The 15,507-nt window shown below is 63.1% G+C and carries 16 protein-coding genes; 4 read left to right on the plus strand and 12 right to left on the minus strand.

Annotated elements, in window-relative coordinates; translation table 11 throughout:
* Nucleotides 1-573: 573 nt before the first annotated feature.
* From VIM95_RS18805 to VIM95_RS18820, 4 genes are all read right to left on the minus strand, one after another.
* Nucleotides 574-3,462: a diguanylate cyclase gene (locus VIM95_RS18805; RefSeq protein ID WP_331988800.1), complete on the minus strand. Its 2,889-nt coding sequence runs from the start codon at nt 3,460-3,462 to the stop codon at nt 574-576.
* A 212-nt stretch (nt 3,463-3,674) separates the two neighbouring features.
* Nucleotides 3,675-4,073 carry a VOC family protein gene (locus VIM95_RS18810; protein WP_331988802.1) on the minus strand — a complete coding sequence of 133 codons (399 nt, stop codon included), beginning with the start codon at nt 4,071-4,073 and terminating at the stop codon, nt 3,675-3,677.
* Complete coding sequence (locus VIM95_RS18815; protein ID WP_331988804.1) at nt 4,070-4,651, minus strand: flavodoxin family protein; 582 nt, start codon at nt 4,649-4,651, stop codon at nt 4,070-4,072. Before VIM95_RS18815 ends, VIM95_RS18810 begins: the two co-directional genes overlap by 4 nt.
* A 74-nt stretch (nt 4,652-4,725) precedes the next feature.
* Nucleotides 4,726-5,802: a glycosyltransferase gene (locus VIM95_RS18820; protein ID WP_331988806.1), complete on the minus strand. Its 1,077-nt coding sequence runs from the start codon at nt 5,800-5,802 to the stop codon at nt 4,726-4,728.
* A 159-nt stretch (nt 5,803-5,961) separates the two neighbouring features.
* Between VIM95_RS18820 and VIM95_RS18825 the strand changes: the two genes are divergently transcribed.
* The 3 genes from VIM95_RS18825 to VIM95_RS18835 all read left to right on the plus strand — a co-directional run bounded on the left by VIM95_RS18825 (nt 5,962) and on the right by VIM95_RS18835 (nt 8,514).
* Nucleotides 5,962-6,636 (plus strand): TetR/AcrR family transcriptional regulator, encoded by a 675-nt coding sequence (locus tag VIM95_RS18825; RefSeq protein WP_331988808.1) that lies wholly within the window; start codon nt 5,962-5,964, stop codon nt 6,634-6,636.
* Nucleotides 6,637-6,666: 30 nt separating this feature from the next.
* Nucleotides 6,667-7,812: an NAD(P)/FAD-dependent oxidoreductase gene (locus tag VIM95_RS18830; protein ID WP_331988810.1), complete on the plus strand. Its 1,146-nt coding sequence runs from the start codon at nt 6,667-6,669 to the stop codon at nt 7,810-7,812.
* 120 nt (nt 7,813-7,932) lie between these two features.
* Complete coding sequence (locus tag VIM95_RS18835; RefSeq protein ID WP_331988812.1) at nt 7,933-8,514, plus strand: YdeI/OmpD-associated family protein; 582 nt, start codon at nt 7,933-7,935, stop codon at nt 8,512-8,514.
* 14 nt (nt 8,515-8,528) lie between these two features.
* On the opposite strand, the gene VIM95_RS18840 is transcribed toward VIM95_RS18835, so the two are convergent.
* From VIM95_RS18840 to VIM95_RS18860, 5 genes are all read right to left on the minus strand, one after another.
* A complete protein-coding gene (locus VIM95_RS18840) occupies nt 8,529-8,963 on the minus strand; it encodes an SRPBCC family protein (RefSeq protein ID WP_331988814.1) in 435 nt (144 codons plus the stop codon).
* Nucleotides 8,950-9,489: a DUF4166 domain-containing protein gene (locus tag VIM95_RS18845; protein ID WP_331988816.1), complete on the minus strand. Its 540-nt coding sequence runs from the start codon at nt 9,487-9,489 to the stop codon at nt 8,950-8,952. Before VIM95_RS18845 ends, VIM95_RS18840 begins: the two co-directional genes overlap by 14 nt.
* A 10-nt stretch (nt 9,490-9,499) precedes the next feature.
* Complete coding sequence (locus VIM95_RS18850; RefSeq protein ID WP_331988818.1) at nt 9,500-10,939, minus strand: TIGR01777 family oxidoreductase; 1,440 nt, start codon at nt 10,937-10,939, stop codon at nt 9,500-9,502.
* Between the two features lie 62 nt (nt 10,940-11,001).
* On the minus strand, nt 11,002-11,394 hold the full coding sequence (locus VIM95_RS18855) for a DUF393 domain-containing protein (RefSeq protein ID WP_331988820.1): 393 nt from the start codon (nt 11,392-11,394) through the stop codon (nt 11,002-11,004).
* Complete coding sequence (locus tag VIM95_RS18860) at nt 11,391-11,933, minus strand: GbsR/MarR family transcriptional regulator (RefSeq protein WP_331988822.1); 543 nt, start codon at nt 11,931-11,933, stop codon at nt 11,391-11,393. Before VIM95_RS18860 ends, VIM95_RS18855 begins: the two co-directional genes overlap by 4 nt.
* Before the next feature lie 145 nt (nt 11,934-12,078).
* Between VIM95_RS18860 and VIM95_RS18865 the strand changes: the two genes are divergently transcribed.
* Nucleotides 12,079-13,242, plus strand: a complete 1,164-nt coding sequence (locus VIM95_RS18865; protein WP_331988824.1) for a phage tail sheath subtilisin-like domain-containing protein — start codon at nt 12,079-12,081, stop codon at nt 13,240-13,242.
* Between the two features lie 13 nt (nt 13,243-13,255).
* Here the strand turns inward: VIM95_RS18865 and VIM95_RS18870 are convergent, their stop codons facing one another.
* From VIM95_RS18870 to VIM95_RS18880, 3 genes are all read right to left on the minus strand, one after another.
* On the minus strand, nt 13,256-13,528 hold the full coding sequence (locus tag VIM95_RS18870; protein WP_331988826.1) for a hypothetical protein: 273 nt from the start codon (nt 13,526-13,528) through the stop codon (nt 13,256-13,258).
* Nucleotides 13,515-13,931, minus strand: coding sequence for a hypothetical protein (locus VIM95_RS18875; protein WP_331988828.1), 417 nt, complete (start codon nt 13,929-13,931; stop codon nt 13,515-13,517). Before VIM95_RS18875 ends, VIM95_RS18870 begins: the two co-directional genes overlap by 14 nt.
* 100 nt (nt 13,932-14,031) lie before the next feature.
* Entirely contained in the window at nt 14,032-15,378 is a 1,347-nt protein-coding gene (locus tag VIM95_RS18880) for a PAS domain-containing methyl-accepting chemotaxis protein (RefSeq protein ID WP_331988830.1), read from the minus strand.
* Between the last annotated feature and the right edge of the window lie 129 nt (nt 15,379-15,507).

The raw sequence follows: 15,507 nt of genomic DNA on the forward strand, positions 1-15,507 counted from the left end.
GGGTCGTATGCCGTCACTCACTGAATTGCTCAACTACGGCCGACACGAGCTAGTAAGCGGATGCCCGCGTATATCGATCAGTTGCCGCCAGCATGGCACTCCAGCAACGCCAGTACTCCCCACTAACGCAAACTCACCACCAACACGTCGTAGTCCTAGCAAGTGGTCTCGTAAGGATCGCCGCAGGACTCACGGAAATACATCGGCCACGATGCATCACGGTCCACCACACCCGGGACTTCACCCAGCTCCTTGCCCAGGTGGCCGGTCCGTCGCAACGTCACTCAATGCTGTGATCTCGACATTGCACAGCACCATTCATGCACGCCTGCAATGGTCGCCACAAGCATAAGCACCTGGGCAGCAAAATAACGATCGAGACAGCTTATCCAGCGCTCTCCATTTACGGGTAATTCGAGTTGAGAAAGGACGCAGCGATTGGCCCACAAGCCAGATGAAACCACCTGAGAGACCTGGCGAAAAATACGCCTGAATTGCACTGGGGCGCAAAACCTCTCCCAGCTTTTTAGGCGCCCAATGTTTCATCCACCGGCAACCTATCCAGGCGTAGATTTACTGTTCTGCCGGGGGCATCGAGCCAGCCCAAACAATTCGGTTTCTACCACGCCGCTTCGCCTCATAAAGCGCTGCATCAGCCTGCGCAATCAAGGTCCGCGCGTCTGCTTCCATCACGTCGCCAATGCCCACCACACCAATCGAGCAGGTCACTGTACCAATGCTCATAGGTGTAGCAGGAATAGTCGCGTGAATGTCCGCAAGGCGCTGTCTATGGTCCGGCCGTGTCACATCCAGCCCCGGCATGATCAACAGGAATTCCTCGCCGCCATAGCGTCCCAGGGAATCGTATGGGCGCAGAGAACTGGCGATCCGGCCAGCGAATTCAGCAAGTACCGCATCACCAGCCTGATGGCCATGGGTGTCGTTGACGCGTTTGAAGTGGTCGATATCCACAATGGCAATCGCCAAGGGAAGACTTCCCCGCAGACTCCGCGCAATCTCCCGATCGAGAATTTCATCAAGTGCCCGGCGATTCCATACCCCGGTCAGCCCATCTTTGGTGGCCATCTCACGCAAGCTGTCGCGGGATGCCTGGAGTTCTTGAGTGCGTAATGAGACCAGAGCCTCGAGCTTGCTCGTCTGTCGGAGGTGCGCACGAATCCGCCAGCGATACATGCCATAGCCCAGGCAGGCCAGCGCGAACATCGCGGCCAAGGTAGCAAGACGGGTTTGCCACCAAGGCGGCGCTAAAATGAAGTCAAACCCCTTGATCGGTGAGGCTGTACCCAACTCCGTATCGGTCACACGCGCCTCGAATCGATAGCTCCCGGCTGGCAGCCCTGTCAGATGCAGATCCATGTGTTCCATGGTCCGCCAGCTTGGATCAAAGCCCGGCAGCCGATACTCGACCTTCAGCGCGGCACGGTTCTGGAACGTGGGCACTGCGAGGTTTATATTGATCGGATCCGTTGACCAGGCAAGGTGCGCCGGCTGGTCTGTATTCAGCAAGAACGCACCTCTGCTGACGGATTTAATGTCGACGGTTGCCCGACCAGGGAAGAACAATTGTTCAGGGCGGCGCATATGCGACAGGCCGCGGCTCGTGCCTATCCAAACAGTACCGTCATTATCTTCGTCCAGGGCATTGGCCGATGTGTCATTCCAGCCCAGCCCTCGGCTACGGTCCAGCATGCGCCAATGTGAGCGATTCCAGACCGCAGTGCCTGCATCGCTATTGACCCAGAGCCAACCACGGCGATCCTCGATCAACCCCAAGATGAGATGGCCGTTGAGCATTGCTGGTGTGATATCTGTGGCGCGAAGCTGCTTTCCGTCTGGCCTGAGTAGCTGAATGCCGCCTTTGCTGCCACCAATCACCAAGCCACCGTCACGCAGACATGTCAAAGTCTGGATGCCGGCCGCTGCGCGATAGAGAAGTTGCCATCCCCTATCGTCACGAGCCGCTATGCCGTTTGTACCAGCCAGCAGCAATCTCCCCTGGGCATCCTGGCACCCAGCCTGCAACTCGCCAACGTTGCTCTGGCTCGGTTCGGCGGCCAGTTCGGCTACGAGGGCATGACCATCCGCCTTTACGGTGAATAGTCCTTCTTGGGTCAGTACCCAAACACCGCCTGCCCGGTTCGCATAAATTCCAATGACCGGGGCGTAGTGTGGCAGGTCGATTTGATCAGGCTTCTCGGCTTCACGACCATGCGCGATATGGAAAATGCGGCCACGTCCCGTACCCGCCCAGATGGTACCTGCTGCATCGGGGGTGACGGTCACGACCTCCTGCTTGTCAGTACCTGCCTGCAGCACGAAGCGACGCGTAGATTCCTCAAAGACGGCAAGACCAGTTCCGGTTGCGACGTAGAGCCGTTTACCAGGCAATCCGCTACGTGCGATGTCCCATGCCACTGCGTTCGGCAGACCGTCGGCCAGAGACCAGTTTTCCCACTGACCGTAACCCCGCCATTGCAACAGACCGCCACCCAATTGACCGAGCCACATCCCCCCCTCGCGGTCAGCGAGCATGGCACGTATTCGGCCTCCTGGCGGCATTCCATCCTCAATGCGTAGCCAGCGTTGTCCATCCCACTGAATAACAGCTGTTCGTTCCACACTCACGATGCGGTGCGCAGCATCTTCGACCAGCGGGTAAAGACCGGAGGGGTCGTCCCCGACATGCGCATCAGTTCGATTGGTAAAGCGAGCATGACCCGCTTCCAGTTGAATCACATGATGATTGCCACGCGCCCAGAGAGAGCCGTCCCGCGCACGCAATAGCCAATGCCAAACGCCCTGCGGCACGCCGCGGTCTTCCCGCCAGATGTCGAGCTTGCCTGCGTCCAGATGGCAAATGGCGAGGCCGCAACCAAACCAGACGTCTCCGGTCGCCCCCCGTAGCACACTGTTGATCGAGGACAGCTCGGTATGCTTTGCTCGGGTTTGGGCGTCGAATACATCGCGGCGCAACCAGGTACCGTCCGCTTTCTCGGTCAAGTCGACCAACTGCCAATCGTCGATTGCCCAGATATGTTGTCCGTCCGGCGCAATCGCTTGCGGAAGGTCGATCAGTGCAAGACCCCGACCGGCAGGTCGTACCTGTTGAAGCGGACCAGATTCACGGAACCATAAAGTGCCGCCGGCCGCGATCCAGAGCCGCTTTCCGTCCGCGACCATAGTGTTGACGTCGGTGAGATGCTCCGTTGTATCAAAGCGCGTGAACTGCAAGCCGTCGAACCGAAAAAGTCCATTATCGGTACCAACCCACAGATACCCGCCAGCATCCTGGACTAAAGCCCGGACGGCGAGGTTGGATAGACCGGATCCCTCACCGTATTCCTGTATGGAAATTTGAGATGCTTGTGACTGAACTACACAGATAAGCAGCGAAACGAATACACGTCTCAAGTAGGAAAGCCAGACGTTCGGGAAAAGCATCTCTTGGCAGCTAACTCGTTGTATTCGCTAATCATACAGGGTTCTGCAAGGAACCCTAAGACGAACATGGCCACCTGTTTGGCTTTGTCTGTGTCTGCTCGCCAAGGGGCCCAGCGCGGGTGCTTAGTGGCAAGACGGCCGCTCGTGTTAATGGTCTACAGAAACTAGGCAAGCCCAATCTACAGTGGTCAGCAGACACCGGCGGCGGCTCCCTAGCGCAAGCTCGCCGCCAATACGTCGTAGTCATAGCAAGTGATCTCGTAAGGGTTGCCCCAAGGGTCGTAGAAGTACATCGACCAAGATGCATCATGGTCCACTACGCCCGGCACTTCGCCCAGCTCCCTGCCCAGATGGGCGCGCCAGGCCAGGAAGGCCTCGGCCCCCACGCCCAGCGCCACGGTAGTGCGGTTTGCGGCGGCCGGGCGCTCGAACAGCGCCAGGTGGATATGGCCATCGGCGTCCGATAGGGTCAGCGGGCCGGGGCCGGGGGCCCAGAAGGCCAGCTCCTCCACCCGCTTGAGGCCCAGCACCCTGCCATACCAGACCTCGGCGGCGGCACGGTCCTGCACATAGATATGGATATGGTCCACGCGGTCCAGTTGGGGGCTCATACGGTTTCCTCCACGTTCACGGCTGCTTCATAACGACTGGCCATGCGCGCAATGCGCCGGCCCAGGTAGCGGGCGGTTTCGATATAGGCGTCGGCCACCCTGCCCTCCACGTTCTGTGCGGTTACCCCCAACTGGGTGCCCAAGGGGTTGCGCCCCAGCGGGTCGCGACCGGGCGTTACCGCCAGATTGCACCAGAGCATGCCGTGTTGCGAGGCCAATATGCTCAGGTAGTGCAGCGTCTGCAACTGGTCGCCATTGAGGCTGGAACCGATGGTAAAGCCCCCGGCCAGCTTGCCGGCCAATGCCTGCCGCTCCCAGCGCCCGCCGGTGGCGTCGGCAAAGGCTTTGAACTGGGCCGAGGGGCCGCCCATATAGGTGGGCGTGCCAAACAGTACCGCGTCGGCCTCGTCCAGCTCGGCCAGCAGTGATTCATTGCGCCAGCGGCCATCGACAATATCGGCACCATTGATGCGCAAGAGGCTGGCGGTGCCGATCTCGGCCGCGCCCTGGCGGGCTGCCTCGGCCAGTTGGGCGGTACTGCCGGTACCGGAGTGGAAAACGATCAGGGTGTGGGTCATGGGCCAACCTTTCTCAGTAAGTTGGCGCCAGTATGAAAATTCAAGCCGGCTTTAGGTCAAGCACTCTGCGCTAGTCAGCCATCTTCATGGCGCGCCACACCGGTCGCCAACGGCCGGCCAGGCCGCCATTGCGCCGCCTTGAGGCAGATGGCCGCCGCATCGGCAAAGGTGTAGCGGCGTGCCTCGGCCAAGATGGTCGCCTCATCCCAGCGGCGCGTACGTACCTGCGCCAGCGCTGCCACCAGCGCCGCCTGGTCACCCGGCTCCACCAAGAGGCCCACCTCGGGCGTGATCACTTCGTGCAAAAAACCCCTGTTCACCGACAGCACCGGCCGGCCCAGGCTCAGGGCCAGCATGGCGGTGCCCGAGGTCAAAATCTCGCGATAGGGCATGCACACCACGTCGCAGGCGCTGAGGTAGCGCACCAGCAGCTCGTCCGGCAGGTAGCGGGCATCAAGCCGCACGCGCGTATCCTTGGCCGCCATATCGCCTATTTGGGCCAGGTAGCCTTTATCAGCAAAGCTGCCGGCGATCAGCAGCACAGCGTCCTCGGCCTGGTAGCGCGCAAAGGCTTCGATCAAGCCCTCCAGGTTCTTGTAGGGCTTGCACTGGCCGAACTGCAAATAGACATAGGCACCGGGCGCCAAGCCCAGCTCGGCCCGTGCGGAGGTCTTGTCAGGCGCCGGGGGGTAGTGGTCTATCCAGTTGCCGTGCGGTATGCGTACACACTTGCCGGCTACAGCAGGGAAGCGCGCACAAAGTATGGCTTCCGCCTCTGCGCCATGTACCAGTATCCGCTGCGAGAGCCGTATCACCACCTGGCGGGCCAGCACGTCCAGTGCTGGCAATACACAGCGCTCATGCGGCAGCAGATTGTGGGCCGTCCACCACAGTGCCCCGGCACGCCAGCGCGCCAGCAGCAGCAGGAACAGAAAGCGACAGAAGCGCCGCAACACCAGGAGGTAGCCGCCATGCGAGATATAGAGAAAGGACGGCCAATGGATGTGGACGATGTCACCGGGCTGCAAGCTGTGCAGCAGCCAGCGCCCTGCCCACTCGCCCGTCACCACCTCTACGCCCTGCTGCTCCAGGGCGGCGTAGAAGGCATCGTTATAGGCGATGCCACGGTGGGGAAAAGCGACGATGCGCATGGTGTCCTCTGGCCTGATTGGCCATCGGTTAAAGCTAGGCAGCACAACGGCAAATGGCAAGCCGCTTACCGTTCGTCGCCCACTACGAACAGCGTTCTTTACGAACACTGTTCGTTTGCTTTAGGCTTGCGCTCATTCTGAGTGAGCAAGGTCCCCTGCATGGCCAAATCAACGTCCTCCAGCGGCACCGGCAGCCGCCGTGCGCGCCCGGCCAAACCGGCGCTGAGCCTTGCCGTCATCGTCGCCGCCGGCCTGGAACTGCTGCGCCAGGACGGCATAGCCGGGCTGAGCCTGCGCAAGGTCGCCCAGGCGCTCGATACCGGCGCCGCTTCGCTCTATGTCTATCTGGACAACTTCGAAGCCCTGCACGCCCACATGCTGGACCACGCCCTGGGCGAGGTAGCCATCCCTACCGATGGCGACTGGCGACAAAAGCTGTGCGGCCTGCTGCGCAACTACTTGCTGGTGCTGCATGCCACACCTGGCCTGGGGCAGCTCGCCATGATGACCATGGCCACCGGCCCCAACGCCCTGCGCCTCCTGGAGGCCCAGCTCGGCCTGCTGCTGGAAGGCGGGCTGGACGAGCGCCGTGCGGCCTGGGCGGTGGACGCCCTGCCACTCTATATCTCTGCCATCGCCGCCGAGCAGGACCTGCGCCGGCAGCAGACCGACCCATTGGCCGGCATCACCCAGACGCTCGCCGCAGCGCCGCCCGAGCATTACCCGCACAGCCACCGCCTGCAGGCCGAGATGCTGGCCGGCGACGGCGAGGCGCGCCTGAGCTGGGCGCTCGACATGCTCATCAACGGCCTGATCCACACGCCACGCCCCTAGTACCGCCCCAACCCTAGCCAAGGAATCACCATGTCGCCCTACCCCATCGCCATCATCGGCGGCGGGCCAGGCGGGCTTACGCTCGCCCGGCTGCTGCAGCAACAAGGCCATAAGGTCACCGTTTTCGAGGCCGATGCCTCCCCCCTGGTACGCGGCCAGGGCGGCTCACTGGACCTGCATCAAGAATCTGCCCAGCTTGCCTTGAGCAAAGCCGGCCTCACCGCCGCCTTTCTGGCCGTGGCCCGTTTTGACGGCCAAGCCATGCGCGTGGCCGACAAGCACGGCACGCTGCTGTGGGACGAAAGCGTCGTCAGCGGCAAACAGGATCGCCCCGAGGTGGACCGCAGCGAGCTGCGCCAGCTGCTGCTCGACTCGCTACCAAGCGGCACCGTGTGGTGGGGCCACAAGCTCAAGACCGCTAAGCCACTCGCCAGCGGCGGCCACCTACTGCAGTTCGAGAGCGGCCAACAAGCCACGGCCGAACTGGTAGTCGGCGCCGACGGCGCCTGGTCACGCCTACGCCCGCTGCTCACTGACGTGCAGCCTGGCTATAGCGGCGTCAGCTTTGTGGAGCTGGGCTTGCCCGATGCCGCTGAGCGCACGCCCCGGCTCGCCGCTCTGGTCGGCCAGGGCAAGCTCATGGCCCTGCAGGATGACAAGGGCCTGATCGCCCAGTACAACGGCGACGGCCGCATCCGCGTCTATGTGGCACTGCGGGTGGCGGAGGGTTGGCTGGCCGAGCAAGGTCTGGCGGAGGCAACGCCCGCCCAGGCCCGCACCCTGCTGCTGGCCCAGTTCGCCGACTGGGCTCCCGAGCTGCGCGCACTGATCGAGTGCAGCGAGGATCATATGGTTCCCCGCCCGCTCTACACCTTGCCCATCGACCATCGCTGGGCAGGCCAGCCCGGCATCACCCTCCTGGGCGACGCCGCCCACCTGATGTCGCCCTTCGCCGGCGAAGGCGTCAACATCGCCATGCTCGACGCCCTCAAACTCGCCGAGGCCCTGCAGGCCGAGCCAGACCAGGCCAGTGCCCTGGCCCGCTACGAAGCCGACCTGTTCGAACGCGCACAGGCCGCGGCACAGATGTCGGCCTATGGCATGGAGACCTGCTTGGCCCCCGATGGTGCGGTACGGCTGAAGGCCATGATGGAAGGCTTTGCGGCGCAGACTTGAGCTTGCCTGGTACACAATCGAGTCGGAAGCTACACATACCGGCAGCCCATTTTGACAAGCCCACCGCAATGGACAATATTGCCCCGGCAAGCAGACCCCAACATAACAAGGAGGAAGACAATGAACCCCAAGGTCGATGCATTCCTGGCCAAGGCCAAGCAGTGGCAGGCCGAGTTCAAGCAGCTGCGCAGCATCATGCTGGGCCTGCCGCTTACCGAGGAGCTGAAGTGGGGCAACCCCTGCTACGTCGGTGAAGGCGGCAACGTGGTCCTGATCCACGGCTTCAAGGAGTATTGCGCCGTGCTGTTCTTCAAGGGCGCGCTGCTCAAGGACCCGGAGGGCGTCTTGATCACGCAGACCGAGAACACCCAGTCTGCCCGGCAGATGCGCTTTACCAGCCTGGCCGAGGTGAAGCGCCTGGAGGCAACGCTCAAGGCCTATGTCACGGAGGCGATCGAGGTCGAGAAGGCCGGCCTCAAGGTGGCCTTCAAGCCCACTACGGAGTTCAGCATGCCGGAGGAATTCCAGCAGCAGCTCGATAGCGTCAAGGGGCTCAAGCAAGCCTTCGAGGCGCTCACCCCGGGCCGCCAGCGCGCCTACCTGCTGCACTTCACCGGCGCGAAGCAGGCCAAGACGCGGGCGTCGCGGGTGGAGAAGTGCCTGCCGCAGATCCTGGCAGGCAAGGGGCTGGATGACGAGTAGGTTGGTGGCCAGCGCTAGCCGCCAGTCTCCAGGTAGCGTTTGAGCGCCGCCAGGCGGCGGCGCGTTTCCCAACGAAAGTAAACCAGCATCAACGGCGCCAGCCAGGCGCAGTAGGCATGCGGTGTGACCTGGTACCTGAAGCGTACTTCAATCATGCCGTCGCCCTTGGGCAGGAAGGCCCAGCTACCTGCGAACACCGCCAGCAGCCGTGAGCGGCTGACCATGCGTATGGCTGCGCGTTCGGGCGGAAACCAGGCTACGAAGGCCACGTCCATACTGGCACCGTGCCAGGCGGTAACGCGTGTGATGCGTTGGCCGTCCTCCGCAGGCAGGGTCTCCAGCCGGCGTGAGAAGGGGTCCCAATCACGCCGCTTGGCGTAGTCCTGCGAGGCCTCGAAGGCGGCAGCCTGACTGCTGCGTACCCATGCCCGCTGTTCAACGATCGCCATGCTCACCCACCGGCTTCAACCAGCCTTGGTAATGGATGAAATCAAGGCCGCCCAAGGTGATGGCCACATCAAAGCACAACCGGCCAGCCTCATGCCGCTCGCTCGCCACGACCGCTGCAGCCAGCAGCTTGGGCAGGGGCAGGCCCAGCCAGTGGCTGGCTGAGCTGCGCTGCCACAGCACGCCGGCCTCATCCAGACGGTTCTCCAGCTTGAGCCGCAGCGGGCCGAAACCCTCGTGCAGGTGCTTGCCGACCATGAACTGGCGCGATGCCATCAGCCGGCCAGCAAAACGGCGCAGCCAGCGCTCACCCTGGCCGTAGGCAGCCAGTTTCACCGCCACCGGCACGGCCAGGCCCGGTGCCGGCAGGCGGCCTAGCCAGAGCAACAGGCGCAGCCAGGGGCGTTCGCTCCAGCGCACCACCGCTTCACCCTCCCAGGCTTGGCCGGTCTGGCTATGGAAACGTTGCAGCAAGGGGGGCAAGGCATCGAAATCCTGGCCCAGTGCGGTGCGATATAGCGGTTCCATGGTCTACTCCTCAATGCAGATCTTGTAAGGCGGCATGCATGGCCGGATAGCGGTACACAAAGCCCGCCGCCTGCAAGCGGCGCGGCAGCACCCGTTGGCCATCAACAAAGAGCTGGGCCATCTCGCCCAAAAGGGCGCGCAGGGGGGCAGCCGGCAGCGGCAGCCAAGCCGGGCGGCCCAACACCAGGCCGGCCTCGGCGGCGAACTCTGCCTGGCTCAGCGCACCAGGGGCGACGGCGTTATACGTACCCTGCATGCTGCCGTCTACCAGGCAGCGTGCAAGCAGCGCCAGCAGGTCTTCCAGATGTATCCAGCTCATCACCTGCTGGCCGCTGCCCATGCGCCCGCCCAAGCCCAGCCGGAAGGGCAGCAGCAGGGAGGGCAAAGCGCCACCGTGGCCCAGCACCAAGCCCAGGCGTAGCGTCACCAGGCGCACGCCATGCTGGCTGGCCTCATTGGCACTGGCTTCCCAGCGGGCGCAGAGTTCGCTCATGAAGCCCTCGCCGCTGTCGCTCATCTCATCCAGAGCCTCCTCGGCCGGCCTTACCCCGTAGTAGCCGATGGCCGAGGCCTGCAACCAGAGGGCAGGCTTGTGCTCGGCGCGGCGCAGCCAACCCAGCAGGGCCTCGGTGGTACCGAGCCGGCTGCCCAGCAACTGTGCCTTGCGCTTGGTGCTCCAGCGCGGTCCCACCACCGGGGCACCGGCGAGGTTGATGACGGCATCGAAGCGCTCGGCCGCATGCAGCTCATCGACCGAGGCCACGCAACGGGCGCGGCCCTGGCTCTGTGCCGCGGCCTTGAGCGGGTCGCGCGCCAGGATGGTCACGGCATGGCCGGCTGCGATCAATTGCCCGACCAGCACCTCGCCGATAAAGCCGGTCCCGCCGCTCAGCAGAATGCGCCGGTGCGCCAAGCCCGCGTAGGGGTTGGGCACCACCGGCCGCCGGCCCAGCTGGCGCGAGGCCAGGGCATCACGCAGGCCCGATGCCGCTACGCCCAACGCCATGGCAGTCAGCGCCCAGGTGCGCCAGTCCGGCGCCAGCGGCAGTACCGCAGTAGGCAAGGACCACCATTGCAGGAGCTGCCAGCCATAGAGCCCGAACAAGGCGCCGCCATTGATCGCCAACACGGTATGCAGCACCCGCTCGGTGCCGGGCAGGCGGCGGCTGGCATCTTCGACCAGGAAGTCCCACAGGGTCAGCCCTACCTCGGCCAGTACCACGGCCGCCAGCACCGCCGCCCAGCTGCCATGCGGCTGCAACCAGGCCATGGCCGCGAATACACCACCGTAGAGCCAGGCGCGCAGGGCGTGGATGCGCAGCTCCAGCCGCGCCGAAGGCCGCTGCGGCAGGCCCACGGTCAGTTCGTGGTGATAGATTGTGTCGAAGGCCCCCAAGAGACCCTGCAAAAGCAGCAGGTTCAAGGCACAGTCCCAGATCAGATTGTTCATGACCCATACCCCTCAATAATTTCTCTAATTTCTGTTAATACAGAAATATTCAGGCAAAAAAATCAGCGGTAACGCGCGCTGCACACGCCATCGGGGCAAGCAAAGCCCAGCAGCCGGCTGATCTGGTAGCGGTAGCGCGCAAGGCGCCGGTAGCCCCAGCTCAGGGTCGGCCTGGCCCATTGCCAGCGCAGCGGCCAGGTCAGCCAGCCTTTGCCAACGGCTTGGTAGATGGCTGAGATGGCATCTATACCTACCAGCATCTGCCCATCGGCCGTCTGCGCATGCAATTGGGCATCCATGGCAGCGTAGCTGGCACCGTAGCGCGTGGCGTCGAAGCCCTCGCCTTGCATGTCGATATAGGCCAGCCGGCCCTGCCTGTCCCAGCGGCTCAAGCGGCGCATCTCGGCCGCGCACAGCGGGCACTGGCTGTCGAAGAAGACGGTCAATTCAGTCACAGCTCCTCCTTCTCATCGGTACTCAAAAAGCGTGCAATCTTGCCGCCAGCCTTGAGAAAGCGCTGCAGCGTAGCGGGCGGCAGGTGCTTGAAGTCGTCGTAGGCCCGCATCAGGATCTCCAGAAAGGCCAACACCTCGTCCATGCGTCGGCGCGTGACCTTGTCGAGTTCCGCGTCGCTGTCTGCCTCCAGCGAACATTCGCGCAGCACGGTCAGGGTGGGGTCGAGCTCACGCTTCTTGCGCTCTTCCATGATGATGCGAAAGATCTCCCACACATCCTGATGGGCCAGAAAATGATCGCGCCTGTCGCCCAGCACATGGGTCACGCGGATCAGGCCCCAGCTCTGCAGCTCCTTGAGGCTGGTGCTGACATTGGAGCGCGCCACATTGAGCGTCTCGCTGATCGTCTCGGCGTGCAGCGGCTGGTTGCTCAGAAAGAGCAGTGCGTGGATCTGCGCCACCGTGCGGTTCACCCCCCAGCGGGTTCCCATCTCGCCCCAGTGCAGGATGTACTTCTGGGTGGTCGGGCTGAGCTTCATGCGGACCTTTCAATTATTTCTGTCATTACAGAAATTTAAGACCGTCATAGAGGTGGTGTCAAGCCCAAGCCGGTTGAACCGGGCGGCGCGTTTTTGTTCTTAGCTGCTAGTGTGAATCAAACAGAACACAGAGACAGGAGGCGGCATGTCTGTCATGCCCGAGACCATCACCGAAGCCATGCCTGCCTGGCCCCACCCCATCCACGGAGTGGATACCAGCATCACCGCCTTCATCGGGCGTGCACGCAGCGGCCCGGCCGGCGAGGTGGTTGCCGTGGCCAGCCTGATGGAATTCGAGCGCATCTTCGGCGGTCTGTGGCTGGCCAGCACGCTTGGGTATGCGGTGCGGGACTTTTTTCTCAATGGCGGCAGTCAGGCACGCATCCTGCGCCTGCAGGCCGAGGGAAACGGGCCACTCACCGGTCACGACTTCCTCGGTCCCGAAAAAGAGGCCAAGCGGCAGGGCCTCTACGCCCTGGACCAACTCGAGCATTTCAACCTGCTCTGCATACCACCCCACACCGCCGGCGGCAGCATAGAGCCGGCCTTGATCGATGCTGCCAGTGCCTATTGCGCCGAGCGGGGTGCCATCCTGCTGGTCGACCCACCGGCCAACTGGACCAGTACCGAGGCCGCGCTACATGGCCTCGCCTATGAGGCGGGCCAGCCCAGCGGCAACGCTGCGCTCTACTACCCGCGCCTCTCGGCGCCCAACCCGCTGCGACGCGGCCAGCAGGAGCTGTTCGCCCCATGCGGCGCCATCGCCGGCATCCTGGCCCGCCTAGATGCCCAACACGGCGTCTGGAAGGCCCCCGCCGGGCTGGATGCCAGCCTGCAAGGCTCGGCCCAGGCCGGTGTGAGCATGGACGAGCACGGCCAGGCCACGCTCAACAGCGCCGGCATCAACTGCCTGCGTGCCCTGCCCCAGCATGGCACCGTGGTCTGGGGCGCGCGCACCCGCAGCAGTGGCGATATCCACCCCGCACGCTACCTCCCGGTACGCCGCACCCAGCTCTATATCGAGCAGAGCCTGCAGCGGGGTACCCGCTGGGCGGTGTTCGAGCCGAACTCCGAAGCACTCTGGGCGCAACTGCGGGCCAGCGTGGAGGACTTTCTGCAGGGCTTGTTCCGCCGCGGCGCGTTTCTGGGGGCCAGTCCCGAGCAGGCCTACTATGTGCGCTGTGACCGTAGCACCATGAACGAGGCCGACATTGCCCAGGGCCTGGTACGGCTGCAGCTGGGCTTCGCCCCGCTCAAACCGGCCGAATTCGTGACCCTGCAGCTCAATCTGCAGCTGCAAGCGACCTAGTCACGAAAATCTCCTAGCCCGCTTCCAGCAGCCGGTGGGCTGCAGCGGCATCCAGCTCCAGCCCGTAGATGCGCTTGAGGTCGGCAATGCGCTGCAGACTCTCGTCGCCAAAGGGCGACTTGCCCTCGAAGGCATGCAGCACGATGCCCTCCATCAGATCACCCAGCGCCAGATCGTGGTACTCGGCCAGCGCCTTGAGCACCTTGAGCATGCGCTTCTCCATCCGAAAGCCGGTCTGCACCCGCTCCACCACATACCGTGCTGGCACGCTATCAGGCTGTGACATCCCCCACCTCCGCACGCTTTATCGGTACCCAAGGCTGCAGAACCAGCCGCCGCCGCGCCGCCTCGCTCGCCAGGGTGGCCGGCTGGTAGTAGGCCGCAAGTAGCTCACGATCAAACAAAGCCGGGTTGGCATCGGCAAAGGACACCCAGTCTGCACCCGGCGCATCCGCGATCCGTTCGGCCAGGAGGCTCATAAAGGCCACGGTCAATGTCTCGTGGTAGAGCCCCGGCTTGCCGATCTGCACGGCAAACCGGCGCAGACCGTCACGCATGGCGAGGCAAGCCTCCAGAAAAGGCAGCCGGCACAGGTAGAGGTAGGCAACCCGCAGATGGGCGCGGTGGTTGAACTCGCCAGGCGCGAGCGCGGCCGCCTCAAAGGTAGCCAGAAAATCTTCGTCGGTCATGATGGCACCTCACTTTGGTTACCATGTTACTTTGGTAACAAATGAAGTGCCATACCGCCCATCCGGCCCCGCCCTTGCGGGCAGGGCCGTCGGCTATGCATCAATGCCGGGTGCCGTTACCAGGCCGGTGCTTGAAGGTTTCCACCGCCGAGAAGGTGTTGATCACGTTCACCACCTGGTTGCTGCTGTCACGGATCTTGTTGATCGCCACGCCGGCATTGTTGGCGTACTCCACCCCCTGCTCGGCCTGTTTGAGCATCTGGTTGACGCCGGTAATGGCCGAATCGGTCCCCACCCGTATGCTCTCTATCATTCCCGAGATCTCGCGAGTCGAAATGGCGGTGCGCTCGGCCAACTTGCGCACTTCATCTGCCACCACGGCAAAGCCACGCCCTTGCTCGCCAGCCCGAGCTGCCTCGATAGCGGCATTGAGCGCCAGCAGGTTGGTCTGGTCGGCAATGTCCTTGATGGTACCGACGATGGATGAAATGCTGGACGACTTGGCTCCGAGATCGGCGATCAGCTCGGCCGAATACTTGGCGCTGTTGGCGATGCTGCGCATTTCCACCGCCGCGGTCTCGATCACGCTGGCCCCCTGCTGCGATACCTGTTCGGTCTGCTCGGAGAGCTCATAGGCCTCGCGCACATGCTCCATATCGTTGCGTATGCTCATCTCGCGCGCGGTCACATCGGTGGCGAACTTCACCACCTTGTAGAACTTGCCATCGGCGTCGAACAGCGGGTTGTAGGAGGCTTCCAGCCAGATCACCCTGCCCCCCTGGCCCCGCCGCTCAAACAGGCCAGCTATGAACTCACCCTGGTTGAGCCGGCGCCAGAACTGCGTGTACTCCGGGCTTTGGGCATAGGCTGGATCGCACAGCACACGGTGGTGCTGACCCTGCAGATGGCTGAGCGTATACCCCACGGTGTTCTGGAAATTCTGGTTGGCGTTCAGGATGACCCCATCTGGCGAGAACTCGATCACCGCCATGGAGCGCTGGATTGCCTCGATCTGGCTGGCCTCCTCCTGCGCCTTGGCGACACGAGCTGTCACGTCCTGGGCAAACTTGACTACCTTGTAGATCTGCCCGTCGACGCTGCGCACAGGGTTGTACGAAGCCTCCAGCCAAATCGCGTCGCCGTCATGACGCAGCCGCTTGAACTGGCCAGTCATAGGCTCGCCGTTGCGTAGCCGGCTCCAAAATTCGGTGTACTCACCCGAATCTGCATAAGCCAGGTCGCAGAACATGCGGTGGTGGTGGCCTCGCACCTCTTCCAACCGGTACCCCACGGCTTGGAGGAAGTTCTCGTTGGCATTGAGCACGGTGCCGTCAGGGTTGAATTCAATCACCGCCATGGAGCGGCTGAGGGCGTCGAGTATGGCTTGCTGATCGACGATGCACTTGCGCTGTTGCTGCAGTTGGTCCTGCGTCTTGCTCTTGAACACGATGACAACCTCCTGGTCATGAATGATGACTTGTCTTCTTGTTGGCTTTCTTACGTGCCTTTATCGGGGGGTCTGCGCCACCCACCACTCCACAATAGCCAAATCCCCTTGCTTGCCAAGGGCTTGCAG

This window comes from Chitinimonas sp. (genome assembly GCF_036568685.1).
GTDB lineage: Bacteria > Pseudomonadota > Gammaproteobacteria > Burkholderiales > Chitinimonadaceae > Chitinimonas.